Raw genomic sequence first — 24461 nt, forward strand, 5'->3', positions numbered from 1 at the left:
TTAGTTATAAAGTGTCTTTCTGAACCACTTATCAGCAAAATTAAAGCCGATTCTCAGGTTGACGAAATTCTGGTTGATCAGGTTGTTCTGAAGAGTTCCTCTCTTACCAACTTCTAATCCGATTTCAAGACCACTCATTCTTGTAATACTACTGTTCTTGAATGGTAACATTACTCCGGCAGAAATACCGAATTTGTTAATACTGTTCCCTTCCAGATTCAGATTTCCTCTTTCATAGAATGCTCCATATCTATAGATTACTCTTGAGAAGTAGTTTCTGAAGTTGTTATAATTTGGAAGGTACCATCCCCCTGCAGAAATTCTGTAGGTATCCTGGTAACTGAAATTTTTACCAAAATAAGAGATATCTTCTCCTTTTTTATAATCTACCTGTCCTGATACAAACCAATGGTTTTCACTTCCATATCCAACCCCTACTGAAGCCTGTAATGGAAGAAGGTTTTTGGATTTTGTTTCTTTTTGCTCGATGATGGTTTCTGATCCGCTAAGTTTAGTCGTCTCCTGATCATCAGAATATCTGTACGTACTGTTGGTATACTGGGTAGTCATATTACTAGTATTCCCAAAAGTAGCAGTAGCTCCTACTGTAAACTTCTTATCAGTACGCGTATTTAAAGTCTGGTAGCTTGTACCCAGCGTAAAATTAAAGTTTCGGACTCTGTTTTTAGTTTCATAACCATTAACATATCCACCTGCATACGTACCAAGATTGTTATTGTAAGCACGGAATTCATTCAGGTCATTCAGGTCTCCAAAATAAAGATTGGCTTTTGCCCCTACAGATAATTCCTGATTAATTTTATAAGAAACAGCAAGCTGTGCTGTGTTCAACGTTCCGCTTCCCTTAAAGTTATTTCTGTAAAGAGGAGTCGTGTTATCACTGGCCAACTGTTCAGTTACGATGTCATAACTTTTAGAACTGTATGGCTGATAAGAGATTCCCATTTTCACTTTTGAAGATAATGGAAATGCAATCGAAATATTGGAAAGATACGTAGAATGCTTTGTAGATTTCATATCGTTATAATTCGATTTGAAATAATTGTTTTCGTTGGTAGCTTCCAGTCTGATACTCGTAAGTTCAAAATTGGCATTGTTTGCCGGGTTGGCAAAATTGAAACTGCTGGTAAAATCACTAATAAAAGCAGTAGATATGCCTCCCATAGAAGCAGTTTCGATCGTATTATCATATTTCACATCTCCAATTCCATAAGTTGCATAAGGAGAGTTGCTTAGACTCTGTGCATTCAGAAAATATCCAACTGATATGAATGATACTACAAAGATTTTTTTCATTCTTTATTTTTAAAACAATGCGCAAATATCTTAAATATTAATGAATTGTAAAAATTATATGTGGTTAAAGTTTGTTAAGGGCTTTTCTTTACAAGAAAAATGCAAATTTCCTGCTATAAAAATATCAATTCTGTTTTGCACAAAAGACTGTCCTATGATGAACAGTCTTAGTTATAGGAATAGGCATTTATCCTATTATTTTACCTGGAGAACAGAACGGCTGTGGCTGAAACATTCAAAACTGAATTTTCCGTGGTATTTTCCCATTCCTGAAGTTCCTACTCCTCCAAAAGGTAAATAATGAGAACCCACGTGGATAATAGCACTGTTGATCTCAGCATCTCCGCTTGTAGTATGGTTTAAAACATAATCTGCAAACTTCTGATCCTCTGAAAAGACATATAATGCCAAAGGTTTTGGACGGCTGTTGATCTCCTCCAAAGCTTCTTCAATATCGCTATAGGTCATCACAGGAAGAACAGGACCAAAGATTTCCTGCTGCATCACCTGATCATCCCAGGTCACATGATCCATTAAAGTAGCTTCAAAATGACGGTTCTCAAGATCGTAATTTCCTCCGTAGATTACTTTTTCGGGAGCTGCTTCCAGATACCCTGCCAGATGTTTAATCTGGTTCTGGCTAACAATCTTTCCGATTTTTCCCAGAGAATTACCTTCATAAGCTGTATTTAAATGTGCTTTAAATTTTTCTGTGAAAGCATCTTTTACAGATTCATGAATGTAAATATAGTCAGGAGCCACACAGGTTTGTCCGCAATTAATCCATTTTCCGTAGGATATTCTGGCTACAGCTTTATCAAGATCTGCATCCTTATGTACAATGGTAGGAGATTTTCCTCCCAGTTCCAACGTAACAGGAATTAACTGTTCTGCAGCGGCTTTCATGACAATTTTTCCAACATTGGGGCTTCCTGTAAAGAAAATATAATCAAAAGGAAGACTTAGTAATAAGGTATTTTCTTCAATAGCACCCTGAATAACTGCTACGTAGGATTCATTAAATGATTCTTTCACAATATCTTCAAGAACCTGGGCAACATGAGGTGTGTTTTCTGAAGGCTTTATAATAGCAGTATTTCCGGAAATCAGTGCTCCAATTAACGGACTGAATGTCAATTGGACAGGGTAGTTGAAAGGGCCTATAATATAAGTAACTCCATAAGGCTGATACGTTATTTTGCTTTCTACTTCAGCTCCTGAGGGATGTGGTTTTGATGGTACAGGGGTAGGTTTTGTCCATTCATCGATGTTTTCCAGCAAATAATCAAGTTCGCTGATCACTATCTGAATCTCCACATATTCCGCTTCTTTTCTGCTTTTCCCCAAATCTGTATCCAAAGCTTCACAAAGTGCATCGGTATGCTGAAGAAAAACTTCACGGAATTTTCTTAATTGTGCTTTTCTGAATTCAATATCTCTAGTCTGATTGGTTTTGAAAAAGGCTTTCTGCTGCTGAAAGATCCCTCTGATTTTTTGTTCCAGGTTTGTATCCATTGGTCTGTAATTTTAATATTTGAATTGGTGTGAAATGGTAATCAATTTACGAATAATTTCACTTGACAAATGTATTGTTTAAAATTAAATTGTGTAAAATTTAATTTTAAGTTTTATTCTAATCTTATTATTGATGTCTCCTATAATAGAGTAGGTGTTTTACTCTATTGAAATTGTAATCTATAGTTTTATGCATTTTAAGCAGACTTAATTTTATGAATTGAGATAAGATTTTTTATCTTTGAAACATGAATTGGGAGAACATCGCCGGACAGACGAATCTGAAAAAACTTCTTAGAGAAAGCATTGCTGAAAACAGAGTGAGCCATGCCCAGCTTTTTGTAGGAAAAGAGGGATACGGAACACTACCTATGGTATTGGCCTATGCACGGGAAATTTTCAGTCGGGAAAATGAACATGCTGCTGCGAAGGTAGAACACCTCAATCACCTGGATCTGCATTTCAGTTTTCCGGTTTTTACGGACAATAAAAACTCATTAAGTAAGAATAAATTTGATGAGTTCAGAGAAATGATTATAGCTTCTCCTTACGCAAGCTATGATGACTGGACTGCCTTCCTGGAATCGGAAAATAAACAGTTATTTATTTCTGCAGATGAAGTGGATGACCAGAATCAAAAGTTTTCTTTAAAAAGTTTTGAGGGAGGAACCAAAATTCTTATCGTCTGGAGAGCAGATAAAATGAATATAGCCGCTTCCAATAAGTTTTTGAAATTTTTAGAGGAACCGCCGGCAAAAACCGTCATTCTTCTTACGGCTGAAAGCACAAACGATATTCTTCCTACTATTCTTTCCAGAACACAGATTGTAGAGATCCCGAGAATTAATGATGAAGATATTGAGAATTATCTTAAAAAGAACTTCTCTGTTTCAGAAGAAAAAATAAGGGAGATTGTTCATGAAGCACAGGGTGATCTCAACGAAGCCATAAAACTGTTACATTCAGGAGACAAAAGCAATGAGTTTGAAAAGTTTTTTGTACAGTGGGTGAGAGATGCCTTTATGGTAAAAAAGAAACCGGAATATCTTAGAAGTATTATTGTTTGGGCAAGAGAAATTGCAGGATGGAACAGAGAAAAGCAAAAAAACTTCCTTAATTATTGTTCTGAAATTTTCAGACTGGCATTGCTTCAGAACTATCAGTCTGAGAATCTGGTATATAAAAAGATCAATGCGAATGGCTTCAATTGGGCCGGCTTTTCAAAATTTATCAGCGGAGCCAATATTGAGAGTATTTTGGAAGAAATCAATACAGCTGATCTTCACCTGACCAGAAACGGAAACCCCAAAATTGTCTGGACGGATCTGGGAATTAAACTATCAAGATACATTCATAAAAGCACATAAATAAAAACTCTGGTTAACACCGGAGTTTTGTTTTTATTCTGGAGATTATCATTTTAGCCTTACTTTCCTGCCTTTTTTAGGTATACTTCAATTGAATATAGCCTGGAAATATTAAGAATTATCATTGAAGTATTTCCCATATATGAATAAAAAAAGGACGCTATTTTTATTATTTTCCATCAAAAGCTGCCTCTGCCGCGTATTCAGCATATATTATAGAAAACGTCTTTTCTTTGCAATAAATTAAATCTATATTAAAAAATCAATCAATCGTTTGATTTGTGTTAAAACTTGTGTACATTTGCGCCCTGAAAAATGAACACGAACATGATTTCAAAAGAAGAAAATATATTATTCGCCGCCGAGAAGCTCTTTGCAGAAAAGGGATTCGAAGGAACTTCCACCCGGGAAATTGCAAAGGATGCGAATGTTAATATTTCTATGATCTCGTATTATTTTGGCTCTAAAGAAAAACTTTATGAGAAATTAGTAGAATACAGAATGAATGAAGGTCAGTTTTTTTCTAAAGATCTTTTGGGAAGAACAGACATCAACGAATGGCAGAAGATTGAAAGGGTAATCGATCAGTTTTCTTACAAGATCCGCACTCAAAAATGCTTCTACAGGATTATGCAGAGAGAGCAGCTGCATACTAAAAATCCTCAGATTGTAGAATTTTTGAAGCAAACCAAAATGGGATTTCTTTCCATGTATTCACAAATATTGGAAAGTGGTCTTAAAAATGGAATTTTCACCAAAAATCCACCTATTTATCTCCTTCATTCCACAGTAAGCGGAACCTTATTTTATGCATTCAATGCGAAAGAAATGTATAAAGAGTTCCTGAATGAAACAGAAGATGAAGAAGCTTTTGATGAAAAATACTACACAGAACTTAATAAACATATTAAATATTTACTAAAAGACCTTTTAGGTTATGAAGAGAATAAATAACTCAGTGATTGCATTATCACTATTCGTAGGAATAGCAAATGCAAATGCTCAGGAGAAAAGAACACTTACTCTTGACGAGGCCGTGCAGCTGGGAATCCAGAACAGCAAGAATCTCAAGATCGATGCAGCCAAGATCGAAGAGGCTACAGCTGATCTTTTGGAGGCTAAAAACAGACAACTACCGGAATTAAAAGTATCAGGTAGCTATATGTACCTTCCGATAAAACCAAATGTTGATATCAAACTTCCTGGTCTTGCAGGCGGCGCTGGCGGACCTGAAATACATCAGGTAGTTTACGGCTCAGCGAATCTTAGCGTCCCGATTTACAGCGGCGGAAGAATCAAATATGGGATTCAGTCCGCTAAATATCTCGTAGAAGCTTCTAAACTAAGCACTGAGAATGATAAAATTGCCATTGCTTACAATGTAGCTCAGGCTTATAATAATCTGTTTAAGGCTAACCAGTCTATCAAAGTCTTTGAAGAAAACCTTACTGCTTCTCAAAAAAGAGATGAAACCTTCCTTAAAATGGAAAACAACGGTTTGATAGCAAGAAACGACAGATTAAAGGCAAATCTTCAGACTTCAAATATTGAACTTCAACTGTTGGAAGCTAAGAATAACTACAATATTGCCAATATCAATATGGATTTATTGCTTGGGCTTCCTGAAACTACAGAACTGACAGTGGATGAAAATTATATTGAAGAAGGATCAGACGTAAAACCTGTTGATTTTTATGTTACCGAAGCCAGAGAAAACCGTAAAGATTTACAGGCTCTGGCACAGCAGAGAAAAGCGGCAGAACTTGGATCAAAAGCAGCGAAAGCAGAAAACCTTCCTTCCATTGCATTTACCGGAGGATACGTAGCAGCAGATATTCCTAAGTTTCTTACCGTTTACAATGCGATTAACGTAGGAATTGGAGTTTCTTACAACTTATCCAACCTTTGGAAAGAAAATTCTTCATTAAGACAGTCGCAGGCGAGAGAAAAACAGCTTGCTGCTACGGATGAATTACTGAATGATAACATTAAGCTTGATGTCAACAGAGAATACCAAAACACCGATTATTCAAAAAAGAGAATTGCTGTTTTCGAAAAATCTGCTGAGCAGGCTAATGAAAATTACAGAATAACAAAAAATAAATACGACAACGGTCTGGCAACCATGACTGAATTGCTGGATGCAGACGCAGCGCAGATTGCTGCCAACGTTGGAGTGATCAATGCTAAGGCAGACGCAGCACTGGCATACAGAAAACTATTACAAACAACAGGAACTTTAACAATTAAATAATCAGATCGAAACCAAAATGGAAAATAATAATACACAGGCAGCTGAACCTAAAAAGAAAAAAAGTTTAGTTTTTCCTATCATTTTAGCGGCAGTAGTAATCGGAGGAGGAATCTACGGTTACAGAGCATTTACTTACGGACAGTATCACGAAGAGACTGACGATGCTCAGATTGCTTCCAATATGGCACCGGTAATTTCTAAAATCTCAGGTTATGTAGCTCAGGTAAAGGTAAAAGACAACCAGTTTGTAAAAAAAGGAGATACTTTGGTGATTTTGGATAACAGAGATCAAAAAATGGCTCTTGACCAGGCGCAGGCAGCATTATCTACTGCTAAAAGTAATATTTCCAATGCAGAAGCTACTACAACTGCTACTTCAAAAAATATCGGTTCTTCAGAAGCGGCTGTAGTAACAGCTAATGCTCAGATAGAAGCAGCAAAAGTAAACGTTTGGAAAACTTCTCAGGATTTGAAGAGATATGCTAATCTTGTAAAAGACCACTCTATTACAGAACAGCAGTATGAGCAGGCTTTAGCGGCAAAACAATCTGCAGACAGACAGTTACAGGTTTTAGTTGACCAGAGAAATCAAATTGCTCAGCAAACTCACATTGCTTCTTCTCAGACCGCAGCAAGTTCACAACAAATCAGTGTGGCAGGATCTGTGGCTAAGCAAAGAGAAGTGGATGTAGAAAATGCAAAACTTAACTTATCATACACCGTAATCCTTGCACCTGAAGATGGATACGTTGGAAAAGTACCTACACAGGCAGGTCAGTATCTGCAGGCTGGGGCACAGTTGTTTGCTTTGGTTAAAAACGACCAGAAATGGGTTGTAGCTAACTTTAAAGAAACGCAGGTAGACAAAATGGTAGAAGGGCAGAAAGTGAAAATTGAGATTGATGCTTTCCCTGATCAGGAGTTTGAAGGAGTGGTAAGTTCATTCTCTCCGGCTACAGGAGCTACATTCTCTATTCTTCCTCCGGATAACGCGAGCGGTAACTTCGTAAAAGTAGTTCAGAGACTTCCTGTAAAAATCGATTTTGTAAATCTTGACAAGAACATTGCCAAAAGATTAAGAACAGGAATGAACGTAAAGGCAGAAGTTGCTTTGAAATAACATTTAAAATTGTTGAGAGTCAATGAACTTCGTTATCAATAGTGAATCAGCTTTGCAGCCAATTAAAACGAAAGCTTTACAATTCACTATTCACTTGCGAAGCAAAATTCACCATTGATTTTTAACATCGAAAAAAACTTATGCAAGATTCATTAGTAGAATATGGAGCGCGGAGAGTGATCATTACGATTACTGCTATCCTTTGTGCCCTTCTTGAAATTGTAGACTCCACGATTGTCAATGTTGCCTTGAATGAAATGAAGGGGAATCTTGGATCTACACTTTCAGAAGTGGGGTGGGTAATTACGGCTTATGCCATTGGTAACGTTATTATAGTACCAATGACGAGCTGGCTTTCCCAGCAGTTTGGACGTAGAAATTACTTTGCGGCATCCATCATTATATTTACCATATTTTCATTTTTATGTGGAAATGCAACCAATATCTGGGAACTTGTGTTCTTCAGATTGATGCAGGGAATCGGTGGGGGAGCCTTATTGGTAACTTCACAAACGATCATTACGGAATCTTATCCGATTGAAAAAAGAAGTATGGCTCAGGCTATTTATGGTCTGGGAGTAATTATCGGTCCTACCTTAGGTCCGCCTCTAGGAGGATATATCGTTGATAATTTCAGCTGGCCATATATTTTCTATATTAATATTCCGATTGGAATTGCAGCAACCCTGATGACGCTGCAGTTTGTAAGAAGTCCGAAATATGCAGAAAAACGTAAAGTCTCGGATGTTGACTGGATTGGGATTGGATTACTGGCAGTAACCGTAGGTTCATTACAATTTATCCTTGAGAGAGGTCATGAAGAAGACTGGTTTGCCAGCGGAATGATTGTAGCGTTTACAGTAGCTGCGGTTTTAGGATTTATATTATTCCTCTGGAGGGAACTTACCTTTAAATATCCGATCGTTGAGCTGAGGGTACTTAAAAACAGTAACCTGAGAATCGGAACTATGATGTCATTCGTGCTTGGATTCGGATTGTATGGTTCTACATTCATCGTTCCATTGTATACTCAGAGTATTTTGGGATGGACGGCACTTCAGTCCGGAGCTTTGATGATTCCGGCGGCATTGACAACAGCTTTCATGATGCCGATCATTGGTAGATTGCTGGCAAAAGGAGCTAAACAACAGATCCTGGTTTCATTAGGACTCTTTATCTTCTTTGTATATAGCTTCTGGGGATACAAGATTCTGACCCCGGATACCAGTAAAGAAGCCTTCTTCTGGATGCTGATCGTGAGAGGTGCAGGTTTAGGATTGTTATTTATTCCAATTACCTCATTGTCATTAAGTACATTGAAAGGGCAGGAGATTGGTCAGGGAGCAGCCTTTACAGGGATGATGAGACAGCTGGGAGGATCTTTCGGAATTGCAGCGATTACAACCTTTATTGCTAATGCAGGTCAGAAATACAGAAATAGCTTAATTTCCCATCTGGACGAAAACAGTTTTGATGTTCAGCAAAGGCTGGCTGCATTGAAAGCGAATTTTATAGCAAAAGGAATGACCCCTGATGCAGCAATGAATGCCGCGTATAAAATGCTCGATTTATCCGTAACGAAACAGGCCACTGTATTATCTTATATGGATGTGTTTCTTTACCTCGGAATCGTATTCCTGATATGTATTCCGTTTATCTTACTTGTAAAAGAAAGAAAGAGCAAAGAAAAAATAGATTTGAGTGAAGCCATGCACTAAATTTTAAAATAAAAAACCTTCGGATTTCCGAAGGTTTTTTTATGTCCATTTTTATTATAAGGTAATAATTTACAATACGTTCTGTTTTTATTTTGTTAAACGAAAAATAATATCACTTATTGGAGAGTTTATTTATTTTTTCTAGATTTACATGGTTTTATAACTTCACTTAACCATGATTTCAAAACACTAATAACGTATTAACTATGAATCAAATTCAACTGCCGGAAACCTATCTGGCTTTATCAGACTTCAGAAAAGATGACATCTATCTTTCTGAAATGAATCAGGCTCAGATTATTGCAGATTTCTTTCCCGGAACTTTTACAGAACTTACCCAGCGCTTGTCTGATATTACAGGAGCTTTTTATGGAGGCATCCTTAAGCAGATCGGAAAACTTTACGGACCAGAAGCTATTGAACAGCTTTCCGGCACTTTTATGTATGATCTCGGATCAAGAATGACACTGAGGAATCTTGAAGCAAAACCTAACCTGCAGCCTGGAATTCCAGCTGTTGCAAAAATACTGATAGGAGCAATTTTTACATCCAGTCCCGAATACAATTTTGAATTTAAAGAATTAAATGACTACAAATGCGAAATGCTTATTAAAGGAACAGACCGTTACCACAAAATTACGCAGAGCCTGCAAATTGCAGGTCTGCTGAAATGGCCTGTCATAAAACCTTTCATACAGGGCATTTGCGACACCATGGGACTGGATGTTTTATTGGATATAAAAGTACTCAGACTTGATCCGGACAGCTCATGCAGCTATCATATCCTTGTCTCAGAAAAATAGAGATGAATATTGAAAATAATAATTTCAAACAACAATAAGAGCGGACTTTAGTCCGCTTTCTCTCTTATAAATCAAGGATCGGCTTTAGACAAAACATAAAACCCGCACCCAGAATCCCGGACCTTGAGTTTCAATTTATTTAATCCTCTCTATCCACTCAATCCCGCTCACATCAATCAGTTTAAGTGCATGAATTTCGCTTTTCTGAAGAATATCATCAATATTCAGAGTCACATCAGCTTTTGCTCCCAATGGAATTATCAGACTGTGCTTTCCAGGTTTCACTTTGGCAACATAATGATTTTGAATATTTTCTTTAGGAATTCCGGCGAGTTGTTTATGATCAAGTTCCTTTAAAATTTTTCCGTTTTTATCCAGAATATGAATGCCTATCAGAAAAGAACCGTACACATCGGCACCTTCTGTTCTGTAGACTTCAAACCTTAATTTTGAATGATGATGAGAGATGTTTGAAATTTCCAGTTTAGGTTTTACCGATTTATTATGCAGTGTTCCCCATACGCCTCCATGAAAATACTGATTGGTAAAAATGGTCAATCCAAATATGATGAGTGAGCCTGCCAGCACAAAAACTTTTGGGTTTGAGACAGGGAAAGTTCCTGAACCAAGCCATGAAAACCATCCTTTTTGAGTAAATTTTTTGTTGTTTTTCATGAAATAATGATCCAGAGAATAAGATCCGCTTCCTGTCAGAAACAGTACGAATCCACCTGCAACACCCAGAACACCGATCTGCCATTCATCGAGACAGGTTGTTCCCAGCCATCCTGAACCCAGTAAAATTCCGAGAGCAAGGCTGAAGATGCCAATACTCATTAAACGCGTAAATAATCCGAGGATGATGAATAATCCCACAATGGCTTCGATAATGGTAAAAATCATCATCGAGCGTTGTAAAGCATCAGGATGAGTTACCAGATATTCAATAACAGGCTTTATGCCCAGGGCATTCGGTAAGAAATGATTGAATTTTTCCCCGATGTATCCCTTTTCATCAGGGATAAGCTTGTTTTCGAGGATCAGTCTGCGCCAGAACGCTGAAAAGTATGTCCATCCGATAACTATTCGGAGGGATAAAGTATATAATCCGGCCAGATCCGAAGACTGGCGGTTTGTGATATGTTTCATTGAAATTAATATTGTATTGTAAAAAACTGATTTTTAATTGGGTTAAAATTTTTTAAACCAGAGTAAGCTTCAGTCTTTTAAATAGAATATACTTCGGAGGGCTGTTGCCGGTAGAATGCCCGGAATAGTCATTAAGGAAAATTTTCCTTTCAAAAGAATTTCCTGTGGTTGTATAAAGATTGGAAAAAGAATCTTTATATTGGTTCTGAGTTTTGTTTTTTACAACCGAAGTTCCGGAAGAAGCAGATGCCGCATCACAGCTGAAGGAAATTGATGACGTTGTTTTTACCTTATTCAGTCCGCTGATGAACTGAATGTCAAAAATATCAAGAACATTCCGTTTTACAGCGCATGGAGATAATGAAAACACCAAAATAAGCACCGTAACGATTGCTTTATAGTTTTTCATATGGACTCCTGAATTGGGCATGATTACAAAACTACACTTTATTTCAATGTAAGCTTAATAAATTCTAAAAAATCGTCCTGCTGATCTACAAATAAATAATGAGAGCAGTTGTCAATAAGCCTGAAATTTTTCTGTCCAACGATATTTTTAAGATCATTCAGCTGTTTTTCTGAAAATATTCCGTCGTTCTTACCATACACAGCAAAAAGGGGAATTCCTTTTTTTCGGATGTCTTTTAAAACAGAAGTATTATCAAGGTTGTTCAGAGGTTCATTTTTATAGAATTTAAGGGGTGAATCAGCATTTCTGATATTGTTTCTGGAAAATTCGCCCGTTTTATATTCGTTTCTCAGCATTTCACTTTTAAGAGTAGGATGGGGCATATCGAAGAAATTGAGCTTACCCGCTATTTCATAACATCTTTTTCTATAGGCTGCAGAATTTTTATCAAGATTTTCTATTTCAGAAATCTCCTTGAGTTGGGCAGAATCATTTTTAAAATGTTCTTTAGCCAGTTTTAGAATATGATCATAGGTTGCCTGCTGGGTAAATAAAGCTCCGGCAAGAGTAAGCGAATTGACTTTTTCGGGAAATTGAGATGTAAATAAAGTCCCGATAATCCCACCAAAACTATGAGCAAGTATATTGGCTTTTTGAAGATGATAAGTTGTATAAATACCTTTTAAATCCTCAAAACTTTCTTTGAATGTCATGGCTGCATTTTCATCTTTTGAGCGACCTTCACCGCGTCTGTCATAAACGATGACGTAAAATCCCTTGTCGGCAAGCTTTTGAGCCGTAGTTCCTTCAAACAACGTTGCATTTCCACCCGGTCCGCCATGGATAAAAATAACAGGAGGCTTTTTCGGATTTCCGTAGGCTTTAGAATATAAATTCTGTGCGTTGAAAAAAATTGATGTTATAATAAAAAGGCTGGAAAACAGAAATTTCATGATGGTAGTTTGAGTCTTCTAAACTACTAAATATTCTTTAATCCGAGGAAAAGACTGAAATATGATTTAATTTAAAAATAAAAATACTGCTGACGGACAGTTGTCACAGTTCCTGTTTATCTTTACAGATCAGAAATTGTACACAAATATAAAAAACATTGAAATGAGTTATTGTTTAGCCATAGAAGGCATGCAGCCTGCAAGCAGAAAAGAACTGCACAAAAATTACCATGATAACTATTACGGATTTCCTATTCATGATGATAATGAATTATTTGGAAGACTGATTCTTGAAATTAATCAGGCAGGACTAAGCTGGGAAACGGTTTTGAAAAAAGAAGATAGTTTCAGAAAAGCTTATGATCAATTTAATATTCAGAAAATTGCAGCTTATACGGAAGAAGACCGCGAAAGACTTCTGAGTGACCCGGGAATTATCAGAAATAAACTAAAAGTGAATGCTGCCATTGAAAATGCCAAAACAATTATTGAACTGCAGAAGGAATTTGGTTCATTCGAAAAATGGCTGGAACATCATCATCCTTTGACATTGCAGGAATGGATGAAATTATTCAAAAAAAACTTCAAATTTACAGGAGGAGAAATTGTCAACGAATTTCTTATGAGTACAGGATATCTGAAAGGAGCTCATCACGAAAGTTGTCCGATACATTCGAAAGTATTAGTTCAAAAGCCTTTGTGGAATAAATAATAAATTCAGAATAAGAAAAAGAAAGCTCAATCCGGTTCGCTAAGATTTTAAGTTCAGGCTAAAGCCAATTGAAATTTTAATTTGTAGTAAACGGGCTAAACCCGTTCCTATTGGTCTGATCAGATCACTTTTTATAAGCTGCCGGATACAGGAATTGTACTGCTTACACTTTTCCGGATCTGTCATAGGCAGAACAGGTAACATTGATCATCAATAATACAGTGAAAATTCTTTAACCCAAAATCTTTTTATTCGCTATCCATAATCTGCTTATGCTCCTTTCCCCATTTTTCAAACTCCAGAATAATGGGTTTCAGTTTGTACCCGATTTCTGTAAGTTCATATTCTACCCTTGGAGGAACTTCAGCATACACGGTTCTGGTAATGATTTTGTCTTCTTCCAGCCTGCGAAGCTGAAGGGTGAGCATACGTTCGGTAATGTTCTGAAGCTTTTTTCTAAGTTCCCCAAATCTCATTTTTCCGTTGATCAGATAACAGCATATTGCCAATGCCCATTGCCCTCCGATAATGTTGGATGCATAAATTTCAGGGCATTCATCAGCAAGCGCTTTTTTATTGGCAAAATTAGTTGAGGTTTCCTTTATTTTAGTCATTACTTACATTTTTTATAGTACCATACAATAGGTTGCTAATGTACAAAATGTAAGTTATGTGCAGTAATTTTGTATCAGAAATTTAAACATAATGAAAACATTAGTGATTGTGACGCATCCTGATATTGAAAAATCAGTGATCAATAAAAAATGGATCGATGAATTAAAAAAATATCCTGAAAAATATACTGTTCATCAACTGTACAAAGCTTACCCTGATGGAAAAATTAATGTGGCGGAAGAGCAAAAGATGATGGAATCTTATGACAAAATTATATTTCAGTTTCCGTTTTACTGGTTCAGCAGCCCGCCGCTTTTAAAACAATGGCTGGATGAGGTGGTTTTATATGGTTGGGCATATGGAAGCAACAGCGGTTTCAAACTGGCTGGAAAGAAAATGACACTGGCTGTTACCGCAGGAATAGATGAAGATGGATATTCTAAATCGGGAGAATATAAATATACCATGAAGGAACTTTTCCGACCTTATGAGCTGACTTTTGATTATATAAAAGCCGATTATAAAGAACCTTTTGTGTATTACGGAATTGAAAGAGATTCTTCCGATGAATGGATCAACAGAAGTATTCCGATGTATCTGGAGTTTCTGGATAATTTATAGAAATCAATAGGAATCTATTTTGAGGTTTTTGAAAAATAGATTCCTATTCCTAAGATGGTTAAAAATATTCCCATAATTAAAAAAGGATACCACAGGAGAAAGGAAATTTCACCTAACTTTACAATGATTTCAGAATAACCTCCTCTTGCCGTAAATAATCCTACAGACGTAAAGAACATTATAATGGATAGAACAAACATTGATAATCCGATAAAAAAGAGGTACTTGTAAATTGATTTCATTTTTCTATTTGTTTAAAACCCGATTGATTCTTTTCTCTGCTTCTTCCTTTGTAATCCCATTATAAAAATCGTGTACAAACGGATGATCATAGCTTTGATGGGGATAGACAAAAGGTCTTCCGACAGAATTATTTACCACCACCGTTGTAGGAACACTCTCCTCAAACTCATAATCCGGAAGATAGGTGGAAAGCCATCCGAAATATTCAGCTTCGAAATCTTTATTATCATAATTTTCAACATATTCATTGAAGCTTTTTTCACTCAGTGAAACCCAGATTCCATAATCCAGGTCTCTACAGTCATCTGTGACTTCCTGTACAAGAACAGTACGGATAAATCTATGGGTATCTTCTTCCTCTTTTACAATGCAAAGGTCTGAACTGAGTTCAGCATTTTTCAATTCTTCTTCAGATAAGCAGGAGTAAAAATAAGGGTATGAATAGGCTATTGCAGGCCAGTCTTCTTTCTCTTCTCCGCAGCACTGGCAGATGTATTTCGTCATCGTATTTTATTTGTAATGTTGGTAAAATTTATTGTCAAAGATCTCAGAAGGATCATATTTTCTTTTCAGCTCAAAAAAAGATTCTGCCTGTGGATATACCTTTCTCATTTTCTCTCTGTCAATATGAAGACGGTAAGGTAAATAGAACGTTCCTTCATTGTTTAATGTAATATCAACAAGTTTATTCGTTAATATTTTCATGGCCTCTTCCTGCTTGTCCGTCTTTTTTTGATTGAATAAAAATACAAATCCAAATACATCTTCTCTCGCATAATTCATATAGCTGTCTTCATCCTTTTTCACAGCACGGATGGTGATATTAAGCAAATCTAAACCAGAACTTTTCAACACAGGTTTTATATCTTTAATAAACTGGCTGAAGTTTCTCTCCGGAATAAAATACTCCTGCAAAAGATCTGTAGAATAAGGATCTTTGTTTTCAATGAGTGAAACGTGGTCATTCAGAAGCTCATTTCTGGAATATACTGCATTTCTGGTTATTTTATTCATTCCGGTTTCAAGATCCCAGCGAAGCCTTTTTCCATATTCACTATTGACTGTACTTCTGAACACAAGGCGTTTTGTTTCTTCATTTTTGGCATTTTGAAGGGGCAGCGGTAAAGGTTTTTCATTAGCTTTCTCAAAAAAATTGATCGTAGCCTCTTCCAGAAAATGTTTATCAGAAATTCTCAATCTTCCGAAAACCAGGTTAACAGCAGGATTTTTGGAAATGAATTTTTTATAATAATTCGGATACTGATCAGCACTTAGACGGATATATTTATACTGAAGAGCAATATTATCTACCACTCTTAATTGAACATCAAGAATAATCCCAAAAAGGCCATAACCGCCAATTACCAGCTTAAAAAGTTCCGGGTTTTCTTCTCTGCTGCAATGAAGGATTTTTCCATTCTGATCCATCAGGGTGAAGGAAACAACACTGGAAGAAACAGGAGGAAGATTTTTTTGCCACCCGTGACCGTTAACACTCATCGATCCACCTACAGAAAAAGAGCTGAATGCCTGCATCACGGCAATAGATTTTCCATGTTTATCAAGGTATTTAATGGCATCCTCCCAAAGAGCTCCCGAACCAACTGTCAGGATGTTGTTCTTTTCATCCAGTTCCATATGTTTGTAAGGAAGCATGTTCAGAAGAATTCCGTTAGGATAGATGGTGTGTCCTCCCATACTGTGCTGAGCCCCGGCAATCGATATTTTTAAGTTCTTTTTCTTTGCGTATTGTATGATCTGGCGAAGTTGGTTTTCAATTTCTGGTTTAGAAGTTGGAACTTTGATGAGTGTATCAATTTTCGTTAAATTCAGCTGGCTCGCATCATTAGTATACCCTTCAGGAATTTCATTCTTACGATCAGATTCGCTCCATTTTGTTTTAAGAACATGAATAACAGGAATAGAAATAAAAATAAGGATCATCGCGATCCCAAGAATAAAAAAAGGTCTCTTTTTCATGGTTATTTAAAAAGCTAAAATACTCAAAAATCCTTATCCTACGGTAGGCGTATCTTCTTCTTTGAGTATTTTTTTCTCTTTCATCGTAAGCATCATTCTTTCATATTTATACTTTTCCCAGTTGAAGGTGTTGAGAAAATCTAGAGCAGCCTGAAAGCCTCTGTTGAAAAGTTCTTCTTTTTCTTCCTTTTTCATAAAGAAATTCAGCCAGCTGCTGGTGCCACAATTGACGCTCTGTATGCTGTAAGAGCGGTAAAAAGTATGTTTGGTAAGGAATGTTTTATCATTAAAGCCCTTCAGAGTACTGATGATGTTTCCGGCGTAGCTGAAAGGGGTCTTAAGGATTTCTTCACTTGTTTTTCCTTTTTCAGAAAGAATCGCAGAATCACTGGTTAGCTGAACTCCGAAAAGTGGCATTCTCGGATAAAAGACTTCATCAGCATGAAACAGGTCAATAGGAAAATTGGAAATACTGCCGCCATCAATGAAAACCCCGGCAGGGTTGATGTCTTCAGGTTTGGTATTCATCCAGTATCTCCATGCATATTTTACAGAATCATCGTCTTTATTGATTTGTTTTTGGAAAGGCTCAAAGAAAAAAGGAACTGCCATAGAAGCTCTTACAAATTCAGCAGGGCTGATGTGCTTCAGTTCCTCTTCAGACCAGTATAGATTGGCCATCGTAGGAAGCTCTACCTTAATTTTGGCATTGATATCAGTGGTAATGACAACATATTCAGATTTAAGAAGGTAGAACGGATTGTTTTTATAATAGTCGTTATTTACAGCACTTTCATAGAAAATTCTGTACCGGGTTTGGTCAATGTGTATCTGATTTTTGATTTTAATTTTTTCGATGCTTTGCAGAGCCATCAGATAATATTCCTGCCCGTTCCCATAGCGGTAATTGAGGTTGAGGTTACTTTCTTTCTGAATGAATTTTTCGTTGAGATGGGCAACAGTTTGTATTCCAAACTGATCCAGCGCATGTTGCATGGTATTCTGAAAAACATTTCCGGGATTCAGTCCGCTGTTTTCTTTCCTGAAATTATTGTACAGCTTTTTAATACAGAAAAAGAGAATAACCGCTGGAATCAAAGGAATCAAAAACATCAGTTTTGCATTCAGGATCGTTGTGGAAGGAGCTAGAAAAGGAATGCTGATGAGAATCATAAAAAGGATAGCGGCAATAACAGCATTGATTTTAAAGAAATCTTTGTTGTTAAGCATCGCATGGAGAGTAGTTTTTACATAGGTTTTCCCATCCATGAAATCTGCAAAATTCCAGCTGAAAAGGATATCCTTGATAAGCTCGCTTTTAGGTTCTTCTTTGGTCTTACAGGCAGCAATAAGCATGGTGTTAATAGCTCCGGCACTTGTACCTGCCACTTTCAGAAAACGGATTCCAAATATTTCCAGCCCATAAAGATAGCCTACCAATGCGCTTCCCCAGACACCACCACCTTCCTGTACAAATTCTACATACTGACTGCCATTCTGATCCAGAAGATCAGAGAATTCTTTGGCAGAGATATTCTCGTGTAAAGCAAGCAATTTATCTTTGGATGCCTGCGATAGAGAAGGATCTTCCAGAATTTTGCTTAGGTTTTCAGTAGTCATGGTATTTTGTTTTGATGAGGTGTTGATTAGAGACAGAAGTGATTTTACAGGCTGTATTTTATTGGAAAATAAGATCTTTGTGTCTTTGTTTTATGCCATTACCACTGTCTTCGTCTCACATAAATAAACGTACTGATCACCACTGTTGCCATTGCTCCCAATGTGATAAAATATCCGTACTTATGATGAAGCTCAGGCATATTATCGAAATTCATTCCATAAACTCCGGCAATAAAGGTGATGGGTAAGAAGTAAACCGAATAAATAGCCAAAACTTTCATCACCTGGTTGGCCTTTTGGTCTGAAAGTGCCAGGAACATGGAAATAAGGTTGGTAATCTGAATATTCAAATGATCAAAATCGGCCACCACGTCTTTATGCTTATCTTTTAAATCCACAATTTCTGAGTCCTGTAAGTTCAGCAATTTAAATTTATCAATGGCATCTGTAGAAATCACAAGCACCCTTGAATTCAACCCTGATTTTCGTTTCAGTTTGTAAAGACGGCGGATCTGGCTGGTATGATTGGTATTTTTAAGAAAAATCTCATTCTCAATATTGTCCATCGTTTCAAACAGACTTAAAGATTCATCATCAAAACTTTTCATAATCAATATCGCAATCATCAGCATGATTTGCTGGGGCTTAAGGTCTTCCTGAATCAGGGTAACTTTTTTCCTGGTCTCGGAAATACTTCTGGTTTTCATCCTGTGAATGGTGATGATGGTATTTTCCACCAGAAAAATTCCAATCTTGGTACTGATATCACTGATGGTGTTCAGATTTTTTCTTTCCAGCTCTGTACTTTCACGGAGTAAGAAGAATTTTACATTTCCGTCTTCTTCATATTTCGGAAGGTGATTGGGATCCATCGTATCTTCCAGAAGAAGATTGTTGATTTCATATCTTTCATGAAGAAATTTCAGGTCTTCTAAAGTAGGAGCCTCTACATCTACCCATTCGCACTGGGAGGTTCTGTATAACGTGTCAATTGGCATAAAGTAAAAATACTAATATTTTGAAAAACTATGTGTTAAATAAGTTTTATCTTTGCCAAAATTAAAAAACTATATGATTAAAAGTACAATAAAAGGGGTGGGATTTTATGTTCCAGATAACGTTGTTACAAATGATGATCTAGCAAAACTAATGACTACCAATGATGAGTGGATTACGGAAAGAACGGGTATCAAGGAACGAAGACATAGAAAAAACAGGAATGACGCTCAGGAAACTACTGCTTATTTAGGATTTAAAGCTTCAGAAAAAGCTATTCAGAATGCAGGTCTTACCTCAAAAGATATTGATTTTATTGTTTTTGCAACCCTTTCTCCGGATTACTATTTTCCTGGAAGTGGAGTATTGCTTCAGGATATGCTTGGATGTGATACCATTGGAGCATTGGACGTGAGAAATCAGTGCTCAGGATTTGTATATTCTATGAGTGTTGCCAACGCATTTATTAAATCAGGTACTTACAAAAATATTCTTGTGGTAGGCGCAGAGGTTCATTCCTTCGGACTGGACTTTTCTGACGAAGGAAGAGGCGTGTCTGTTATTTTCGGAGATGGAGCAGGAGCAGTGGTACTTTCAGCTTCAGAAGATGAAAATGCAGGAGATATTTTAGCTGTCAATATGCATTCTGAAGGGAAATATGCAGATGAGCTTTGCACTCAGTTTCCGGGTTCAAAATTCGGATGGAGCGACAGAATGAGAAAAGAGCCTGAAAACGTAACCAACAAAGAAGTATACCCAATCATGAACGGAAACTTCGTATTCAAGCATGCCGTAACAAGATTTCCCGAAACCATGATGGAAGCATTGAACAAAGCGGGAAAAACAGTTGAAGATCTTGATATGTTCATTCCACATCAGGCAAACCTTAGAATTGCTCAGTTTGTACAGGAAAAATTCGGGTTACCCAATGAAAAGGTTTTCAATAATATCCAGAAATATGGAAACACAACCGCTGCTTCCATTCCTATTGCTTTAAGTGAAGCGATTGAACAGGGAAAAATCAAAAGAGGAGACCTTGTACTTCTTTCTGCTTTCGGAAGTGGGTTTACATGGGGAAGTGTTCTGTTTGAATACTAAAAAAGAGAGAATAAATCGCTATTGTATCTTTACTAAAGCATTAGGAAAGCTTCATTTTTACTTATATTACAACTGAAGGCGTGAAAATTCCCATCCTTTGGAGGGGTGGCAAAAATTCAAAGAATTTTTGACGGGTTGCTTTTACCATTCCTACTCACTAAACAATATAAAAAAAACCGCAGAATCAAAGTTCTGCGGTTTTTATTTTATATATCCTAATTAAAGGCTTTTCAATAGTTTTTCGGTGTCTGTAGAATCCTGTCCTGTGCTTTTTGCCAGTTCAATAGACTTTTCAGCCCACATTTTTGCATTTTTCTTGTCACCCACCTTATTGTAAAGGTTTGCTAAAGTATCTGTATTGGCAAAGTTCTGATCTTTCTTTACAGACTCCTGAGCCCATGCAATGGCTTTTTCCAGAGACGTTTTATTGCTCACATTTTCAAAGAAGTTCCATGCAAGAGAATTCAGCTCTTCAGAACCAGCTCCGGAATAATCTTTATAGATATCAAGAATTAGTTTTTCATATTCAGGAATATCTTTATTCTTTAACGCTCTGTTGGCTTTCATTCTTTTTAAGATCTTGTCAGCCTCTTCTTTGCTCAGGAATTTCTGAGTTTCAGCCATGAAATAGTTATCATCCCATTTTTTAGTATCCGGATTATATGCTTTTTTAGAAATAGTGTTCAGTTTAATATTTTTATCAAACTTTTCATATTTATCTTCCGGGAAGAATTTAATGATATCTGCTTTTTTATCCTGGAAAATTTTGTACAGAGGACTGTCTGTAGTTTGTACTCCTGAAAGAAGCATTTGGATATCTTCCTGATCTAAGCTTGCTTTCTGTTGAAAATAGCGGTTAAGAACTTTCCCTGCAAACTCCGCATCGTTATACATAGTAAGTCCGGCAAGATTCTTTAAAAACTCAGGATCTTTTTCGCCTTTTTCAAACTGCTGCTTCAGAGAAGTGAGTCTTTTGTTTGGATCTTCCGCGTCTTTTGCAAACTGGATAAAGTCTTTTTCTTCCACATATCCTAACGTTCTGTGTACAGCTTCACCGTTTCCGTCAATAAACAGGTAAGTAGGAAATGCTTTAACATTATATTTTTTTGCCAGCTCAATTCCTTCTCCTTTTTCCATATCAATTTTAGCATTGATAAAGTGAGAATTGTAGTAATCTCCCACAGACTGAAGTGGGAAAATGTTTTTAACCATCAGTTTACAAGGCCCACACCATGAGGCATATGCATCAATAAAGACCAGTTTTTTTTCTTTTTTCGCTTTGGCAATAATAGAGGCAAAATTGCCTTCTTCAAATTTAATTCCCTGCGCCCATGCAAGAGCTCCTATAAAGATTGAGGAAAGTATGGCTATTTTTTTCATAAAAACTTTTTATTCCATGCAAATGTAATAAATATGATGACACCGGAGCCGTTCATATTGAAAATAATTATACAGGAACTTTGGTTTTAAAACAGGCTTCAGCTTATATTGAAGATAATCGTATATTGTTTTAGTCTTATTATTAAAATTAATGTAAATTACAGGTTTAGGTTAAATGATTAAATTTCAATATAATGTTTTAATAAAAAATAAAATATCACTAGTTTTGTAAAAAACAAAAAGACACCCCGTGAAAATAATGATGAATTATTATAAAATAAAAATAATAATTTGTTTTTGTATGTCTAAGAATCTCCTGAAATTTTTGTTTTTGCTGGCAACGGCAGTCCCCATATTCGCTCAGAAAAAAAGTAACTTTGACCTTATCTGTGAGAGAACCTCTTCCGTAACAGCCTATAAGGATTTACCCAAAGCCATCAAAACCGCAGATTCTCTCTACATGAAGGCACAGAAACCTTCAGAGAAAATAAGATGCCTTGTGCTCTCTTCAGAACTATACCATCATGCAGGTGAACTTAAAAAAGCAATCTGTTACAGCGAAAATGCCTACTCCGTAATCAATCAGATCAATGATCCCGAATGGATGGCTGTGGTGACCAGATTACTTGCGAGGCAATATAGACAGGTAGGGTTATACGAAAGGTCAAAAAAATATATTGTAAAAGGGCTGCAAGCGTCAGCTCAGATTGTTGATTTTCAGAAAAGTAATGAAGCGGCAGGTCTGCTGAATCAGGAAATGGCCTTCTATGAAATGGAGATGGGGAATTTTCCCAATGCAATACGGAATATTGAGTCTTCTCTGGAATATTTTGAAAAAATAAACAGTTCTAATGAAAACAGAACGGCGGCAGCCTCTTATCAGCTGTTGGGAGATGTCTATTTCAAACTTAATGATTATTCTGTTTCCGAAAATTATTATCGAAAAGCAGAAGGTCTGCTGAAAAATGGAAGCTGTACATTGGGGTTGGTGTACAATGGCCTGGGAGGAATCCGTCTGAAGCAGAAAAACTGGAAAGATGCTGAACTATATCTTAAAAAAGCAGAGAAAATTGCAGATACATCCCGAAGCCTTAAGCTTAAAAAAGCAGTTTATTCCAATATTAATGATTACTATGAAGGAATCGGGGACAATTTTAAAGCTTCATTATATGCGGTGAAATATATCCGTGCTTACGACAGTATTGCAGCCCGTAATCAAAGTTTTGCATCAAAGGGAACCGAGCCTCTGAAAGGAAAGCCCCATAAAAAAGGAGGGCAGATGAATCTGGTGAAAAATGCAGCCATTATTATTCTGTTTACTTCGCTGGTGGGCCTACTTATTTTCTTCAGGACAAAGCAGAGAAAACAGCGTTCAAAGTTCAGAAATATTATAAGAGCGCAGTTAAATATGATCGGTACCAGAACTCATTATTCTTTAGCTCAATCTGACGATTCTGAGTTTTCGAACATATTTGTGGAAGAAATTGATGAAAAAGACTCTGAAGCCAACCGAAGAAGGAATGACTCTCTGATGACTTCTGAGACAGAATCTAAATTGCTTGAACTTCTTGAAGAGTTTGAAAAAGGGGATCTTTACAACAATAAAGGGATGTCTTTGTCTTTCCTTGCAGGTGAATTGAATACCAATACAAAATACCTGTCTTATGTAATCAATCAGCATAAGAATGCGGATTTCAAAACATATATCAATCGTTTACGAATCAACTATATAGTAGACAAGCTTATCAATGATGACAAGTACCGACAGTATAAAATAAGTATCCTTGCTGACGAGTGCGGATTCTCTTCACACAGCAAATTTGCTGCTGTCTTTAAGGCCGTTACAGACTATTCTCCGTCAGCATATATCAAATACCTGGATGCTGAAAAACAATCCGATAAAAATGTTCATTTTCCTGAAAATGATTAAATAGAGAGACTTTATGTAATTCTATCTTACCATTTTCACGAAAATGAACAACCTATTATTTTAAAGGAAACCTTTGCTGTCATATCTTTGTGGCAGTTTCACAGTGCACAAGACAATCTGTTACAGCTTATCACTTTTATTTCAATTCTGAATTAAGATCATCGTAAGAGAAACTGCATTCCCATTTTTAATTTTTTAAGGAAATATTCTGATCAGAATATGTATCATATCTTATAATCGGGGTTGATTGCCCGGTTTTTTTTCAGTCAAGTTTTTTTAAGTGCAAATCCACAGATTTTCTGTGGATTTGTGATTTTATTTAATTTTCGTACTGTCGGTTTTTACTTTTGAAGTATCTGAGGCTGTGGGTGAAGGTATAGAGTTTGCTACAGCAGAATCACCCATTCTGTTTCTTAAAGAATCTTTATCGTGAGCATCTTTATATTCCTCTCTTTTTTCTTTGTTTTGAGCACAACTTCCAAGGAAAAGAAGTCCAAGAACTGCTCCTATCCATAATTTTCTCATAATAGTTAATTTTGATTGTTGATGTAATCAAATATAAGGATTAAAAGATAAAAGATAAAAGATAAAAGATAAAAGATAAAAGATAAAAGATAAAAGATAAAAGATAAAAGATAAAAGATAAAAGATAAAAGATAAA

Annotated in this window: 23 protein-coding genes; 10 read left to right on the plus strand and 13 right to left on the minus strand. The window is 36.4% G+C overall.

Annotation, left to right across the window (positions count from 1 at the left end; translation table 11 throughout):
- The gene (gene bamG / locus J2786_RS13910) at window positions 1-1317 is read right to left on the minus strand and encodes a BamG family beta-barrel-assembly machinery protein (protein WP_047433983.1); all 1317 of its coding nucleotides are present in this window, start codon (window positions 1315-1317) and stop codon (window positions 1-3) included.
- A gap of 195 nt (window positions 1318-1512) precedes the next feature.
- On the minus strand, window positions 1513-2832 hold the full coding sequence (mdlD, locus tag J2786_RS13915; RefSeq protein WP_047433982.1) for an NAD(P)-dependent benzaldehyde dehydrogenase MdlD: 1320 nt from the start codon (window positions 2830-2832) through the stop codon (window positions 1513-1515).
- Between the two features lie 248 nt (window positions 2833-3080).
- Between mdlD and J2786_RS13920 the strand changes: the two genes are divergently transcribed.
- The 6 genes from J2786_RS13920 (at window position 3081) to J2786_RS13945 (ending at window position 10094) form a co-directional block, all read left to right on the plus strand.
- Window positions 3081-4199, plus strand: coding sequence for a DNA polymerase III subunit (locus J2786_RS13920; RefSeq protein ID WP_047433980.1), 1119 nt, complete (start codon window positions 3081-3083; stop codon window positions 4197-4199).
- A 327-nt stretch (window positions 4200-4526) separates the two neighbouring features.
- Window positions 4527-5153, plus strand: a complete 627-nt coding sequence (locus J2786_RS13925; RefSeq protein WP_310025611.1) for a TetR/AcrR family transcriptional regulator — start codon at window positions 4527-4529, stop codon at window positions 5151-5153.
- Window positions 5137-6453: a TolC family protein gene (locus J2786_RS13930; protein WP_047433976.1), complete on the plus strand. Its 1317-nt coding sequence runs from the start codon at window positions 5137-5139 to the stop codon at window positions 6451-6453. The genes J2786_RS13925 and J2786_RS13930 overlap by 17 nt, the downstream gene beginning before the upstream one ends.
- 16 nt (window positions 6454-6469) lie before the next feature.
- Complete coding sequence (locus J2786_RS13935; RefSeq protein WP_047433975.1) at window positions 6470-7573, plus strand: HlyD family secretion protein; 1104 nt, start codon at window positions 6470-6472, stop codon at window positions 7571-7573.
- Between the two features lie 140 nt (window positions 7574-7713).
- Window positions 7714-9291 carry a DHA2 family efflux MFS transporter permease subunit gene (locus J2786_RS13940; RefSeq protein ID WP_047433973.1) on the plus strand — a complete coding sequence of 526 codons (1578 nt, stop codon included), beginning with the start codon at window positions 7714-7716 and terminating at the stop codon, window positions 9289-9291.
- Window positions 9292-9497: 206 nt separating this feature from the next.
- The gene (locus J2786_RS13945; RefSeq protein ID WP_047433971.1) at window positions 9498-10094 is read left to right on the plus strand and encodes a hypothetical protein; all 597 of its coding nucleotides are present in this window, start codon (window positions 9498-9500) and stop codon (window positions 10092-10094) included.
- Between the two features lie 135 nt (window positions 10095-10229).
- Here the strand turns inward: J2786_RS13945 and J2786_RS13950 are convergent, their stop codons facing one another.
- The 3 genes from J2786_RS13950 to J2786_RS13960 are packed head-to-tail and all read right to left on the minus strand — an operon-like array spanning window position 10230 to window position 12605.
- Window positions 10230-11243, minus strand: coding sequence for a TQO small subunit DoxD (locus tag J2786_RS13950; protein ID WP_047433969.1), 1014 nt, complete (start codon window positions 11241-11243; stop codon window positions 10230-10232).
- Between the two features lie 52 nt (window positions 11244-11295).
- The gene (locus J2786_RS13955; RefSeq protein WP_156121555.1) at window positions 11296-11652 is read right to left on the minus strand and encodes a hypothetical protein; all 357 of its coding nucleotides are present in this window, start codon (window positions 11650-11652) and stop codon (window positions 11296-11298) included.
- A gap of 38 nt (window positions 11653-11690) precedes the next feature.
- On the minus strand, window positions 11691-12605 hold the full coding sequence (locus J2786_RS13960) for an alpha/beta hydrolase (protein WP_047433965.1): 915 nt from the start codon (window positions 12603-12605) through the stop codon (window positions 11691-11693).
- Window positions 12606-12768: 163 nt separating this feature from the next.
- Between J2786_RS13960 and J2786_RS13965 the strand changes: the two genes are divergently transcribed.
- On the plus strand, window positions 12769-13317 hold the full coding sequence (locus J2786_RS13965) for a DNA-3-methyladenine glycosylase I (RefSeq protein ID WP_310025615.1): 549 nt from the start codon (window positions 12769-12771) through the stop codon (window positions 13315-13317).
- Between the two features lie 248 nt (window positions 13318-13565).
- Here J2786_RS13965 and J2786_RS13970 read toward each other — a convergent pair whose 3' ends face one another.
- Window positions 13566-13931, minus strand: a complete 366-nt coding sequence (locus J2786_RS13970) for a winged helix-turn-helix transcriptional regulator (RefSeq protein WP_047433963.1) — start codon at window positions 13929-13931, stop codon at window positions 13566-13568.
- A 91-nt stretch (window positions 13932-14022) separates the two neighbouring features.
- Between J2786_RS13970 and J2786_RS13975 the strand changes: the two genes are divergently transcribed.
- Window positions 14023-14553: an NAD(P)H-dependent oxidoreductase gene (locus tag J2786_RS13975; protein ID WP_047433961.1), complete on the plus strand. Its 531-nt coding sequence runs from the start codon at window positions 14023-14025 to the stop codon at window positions 14551-14553.
- Window positions 14554-14567: 14 nt separating this feature from the next.
- On the opposite strand, the gene J2786_RS13980 is transcribed toward J2786_RS13975, so the two are convergent.
- The 5 genes from J2786_RS13980 to J2786_RS14000 all read right to left on the minus strand — a co-directional run bounded on the left by J2786_RS13980 (window position 14568) and on the right by J2786_RS14000 (window position 19394).
- Window positions 14568-14795, minus strand: coding sequence for a hypothetical protein (locus tag J2786_RS13980; RefSeq protein ID WP_156121553.1), 228 nt, complete (start codon window positions 14793-14795; stop codon window positions 14568-14570).
- 4 nt (window positions 14796-14799) lie between these two features.
- Window positions 14800-15300 (minus strand): DUF2199 domain-containing protein, encoded by a 501-nt coding sequence (locus J2786_RS13985; RefSeq protein ID WP_047433959.1) that lies wholly within the window; start codon window positions 15298-15300, stop codon window positions 14800-14802.
- A 6-nt stretch (window positions 15301-15306) separates the two neighbouring features.
- Window positions 15307-16776 carry an FAD-binding oxidoreductase gene (locus tag J2786_RS13990; protein WP_047433957.1) on the minus strand — a complete coding sequence of 490 codons (1470 nt, stop codon included), beginning with the start codon at window positions 16774-16776 and terminating at the stop codon, window positions 15307-15309.
- Window positions 16777-16809: 33 nt separating this feature from the next.
- Complete coding sequence (locus tag J2786_RS13995) at window positions 16810-18396, minus strand: patatin-like phospholipase family protein (RefSeq protein WP_310025619.1); 1587 nt, start codon at window positions 18394-18396, stop codon at window positions 16810-16812.
- Window positions 18397-18494: 98 nt separating this feature from the next.
- On the minus strand, window positions 18495-19394 hold the full coding sequence (locus J2786_RS14000) for a magnesium transporter CorA family protein (protein WP_047433954.1): 900 nt from the start codon (window positions 19392-19394) through the stop codon (window positions 18495-18497).
- Between the two features lie 73 nt (window positions 19395-19467).
- Between J2786_RS14000 and J2786_RS14005 the strand changes: the two genes are divergently transcribed.
- Window positions 19468-20490 (plus strand): 3-oxoacyl-ACP synthase III family protein, encoded by a 1023-nt coding sequence (locus tag J2786_RS14005; RefSeq protein ID WP_047433952.1) that lies wholly within the window; start codon window positions 19468-19470, stop codon window positions 20488-20490.
- Window positions 20491-20709: 219 nt separating this feature from the next.
- Here the strand turns inward: J2786_RS14005 and J2786_RS14010 are convergent, their stop codons facing one another.
- Window positions 20710-21870: a thioredoxin family protein gene (locus J2786_RS14010; RefSeq protein WP_047433951.1), complete on the minus strand. Its 1161-nt coding sequence runs from the start codon at window positions 21868-21870 to the stop codon at window positions 20710-20712.
- Between the two features lie 301 nt (window positions 21871-22171).
- On the opposite strand from J2786_RS14010, the gene J2786_RS14015 reads away from it, so the two are divergent.
- Window positions 22172-23800 (plus strand): AraC family transcriptional regulator, encoded by a 1629-nt coding sequence (locus tag J2786_RS14015; protein WP_047433949.1) that lies wholly within the window; start codon window positions 22172-22174, stop codon window positions 23798-23800.
- A 315-nt stretch (window positions 23801-24115) separates the two neighbouring features.
- Here the strand turns inward: J2786_RS14015 and J2786_RS14020 are convergent, their stop codons facing one another.
- Window positions 24116-24325 carry a hypothetical protein gene (locus tag J2786_RS14020; RefSeq protein WP_047433948.1) on the minus strand — a complete coding sequence of 70 codons (210 nt, stop codon included), beginning with the start codon at window positions 24323-24325 and terminating at the stop codon, window positions 24116-24118.
- Window positions 24326-24461: the final 136 nt, after the last annotated feature.

It is taken from the genome of Chryseobacterium vietnamense (assembly GCF_031454475.1).
Classification (GTDB): Bacteria; Bacteroidota; Bacteroidia; order Flavobacteriales; family Weeksellaceae; genus Chryseobacterium; species Chryseobacterium vietnamense.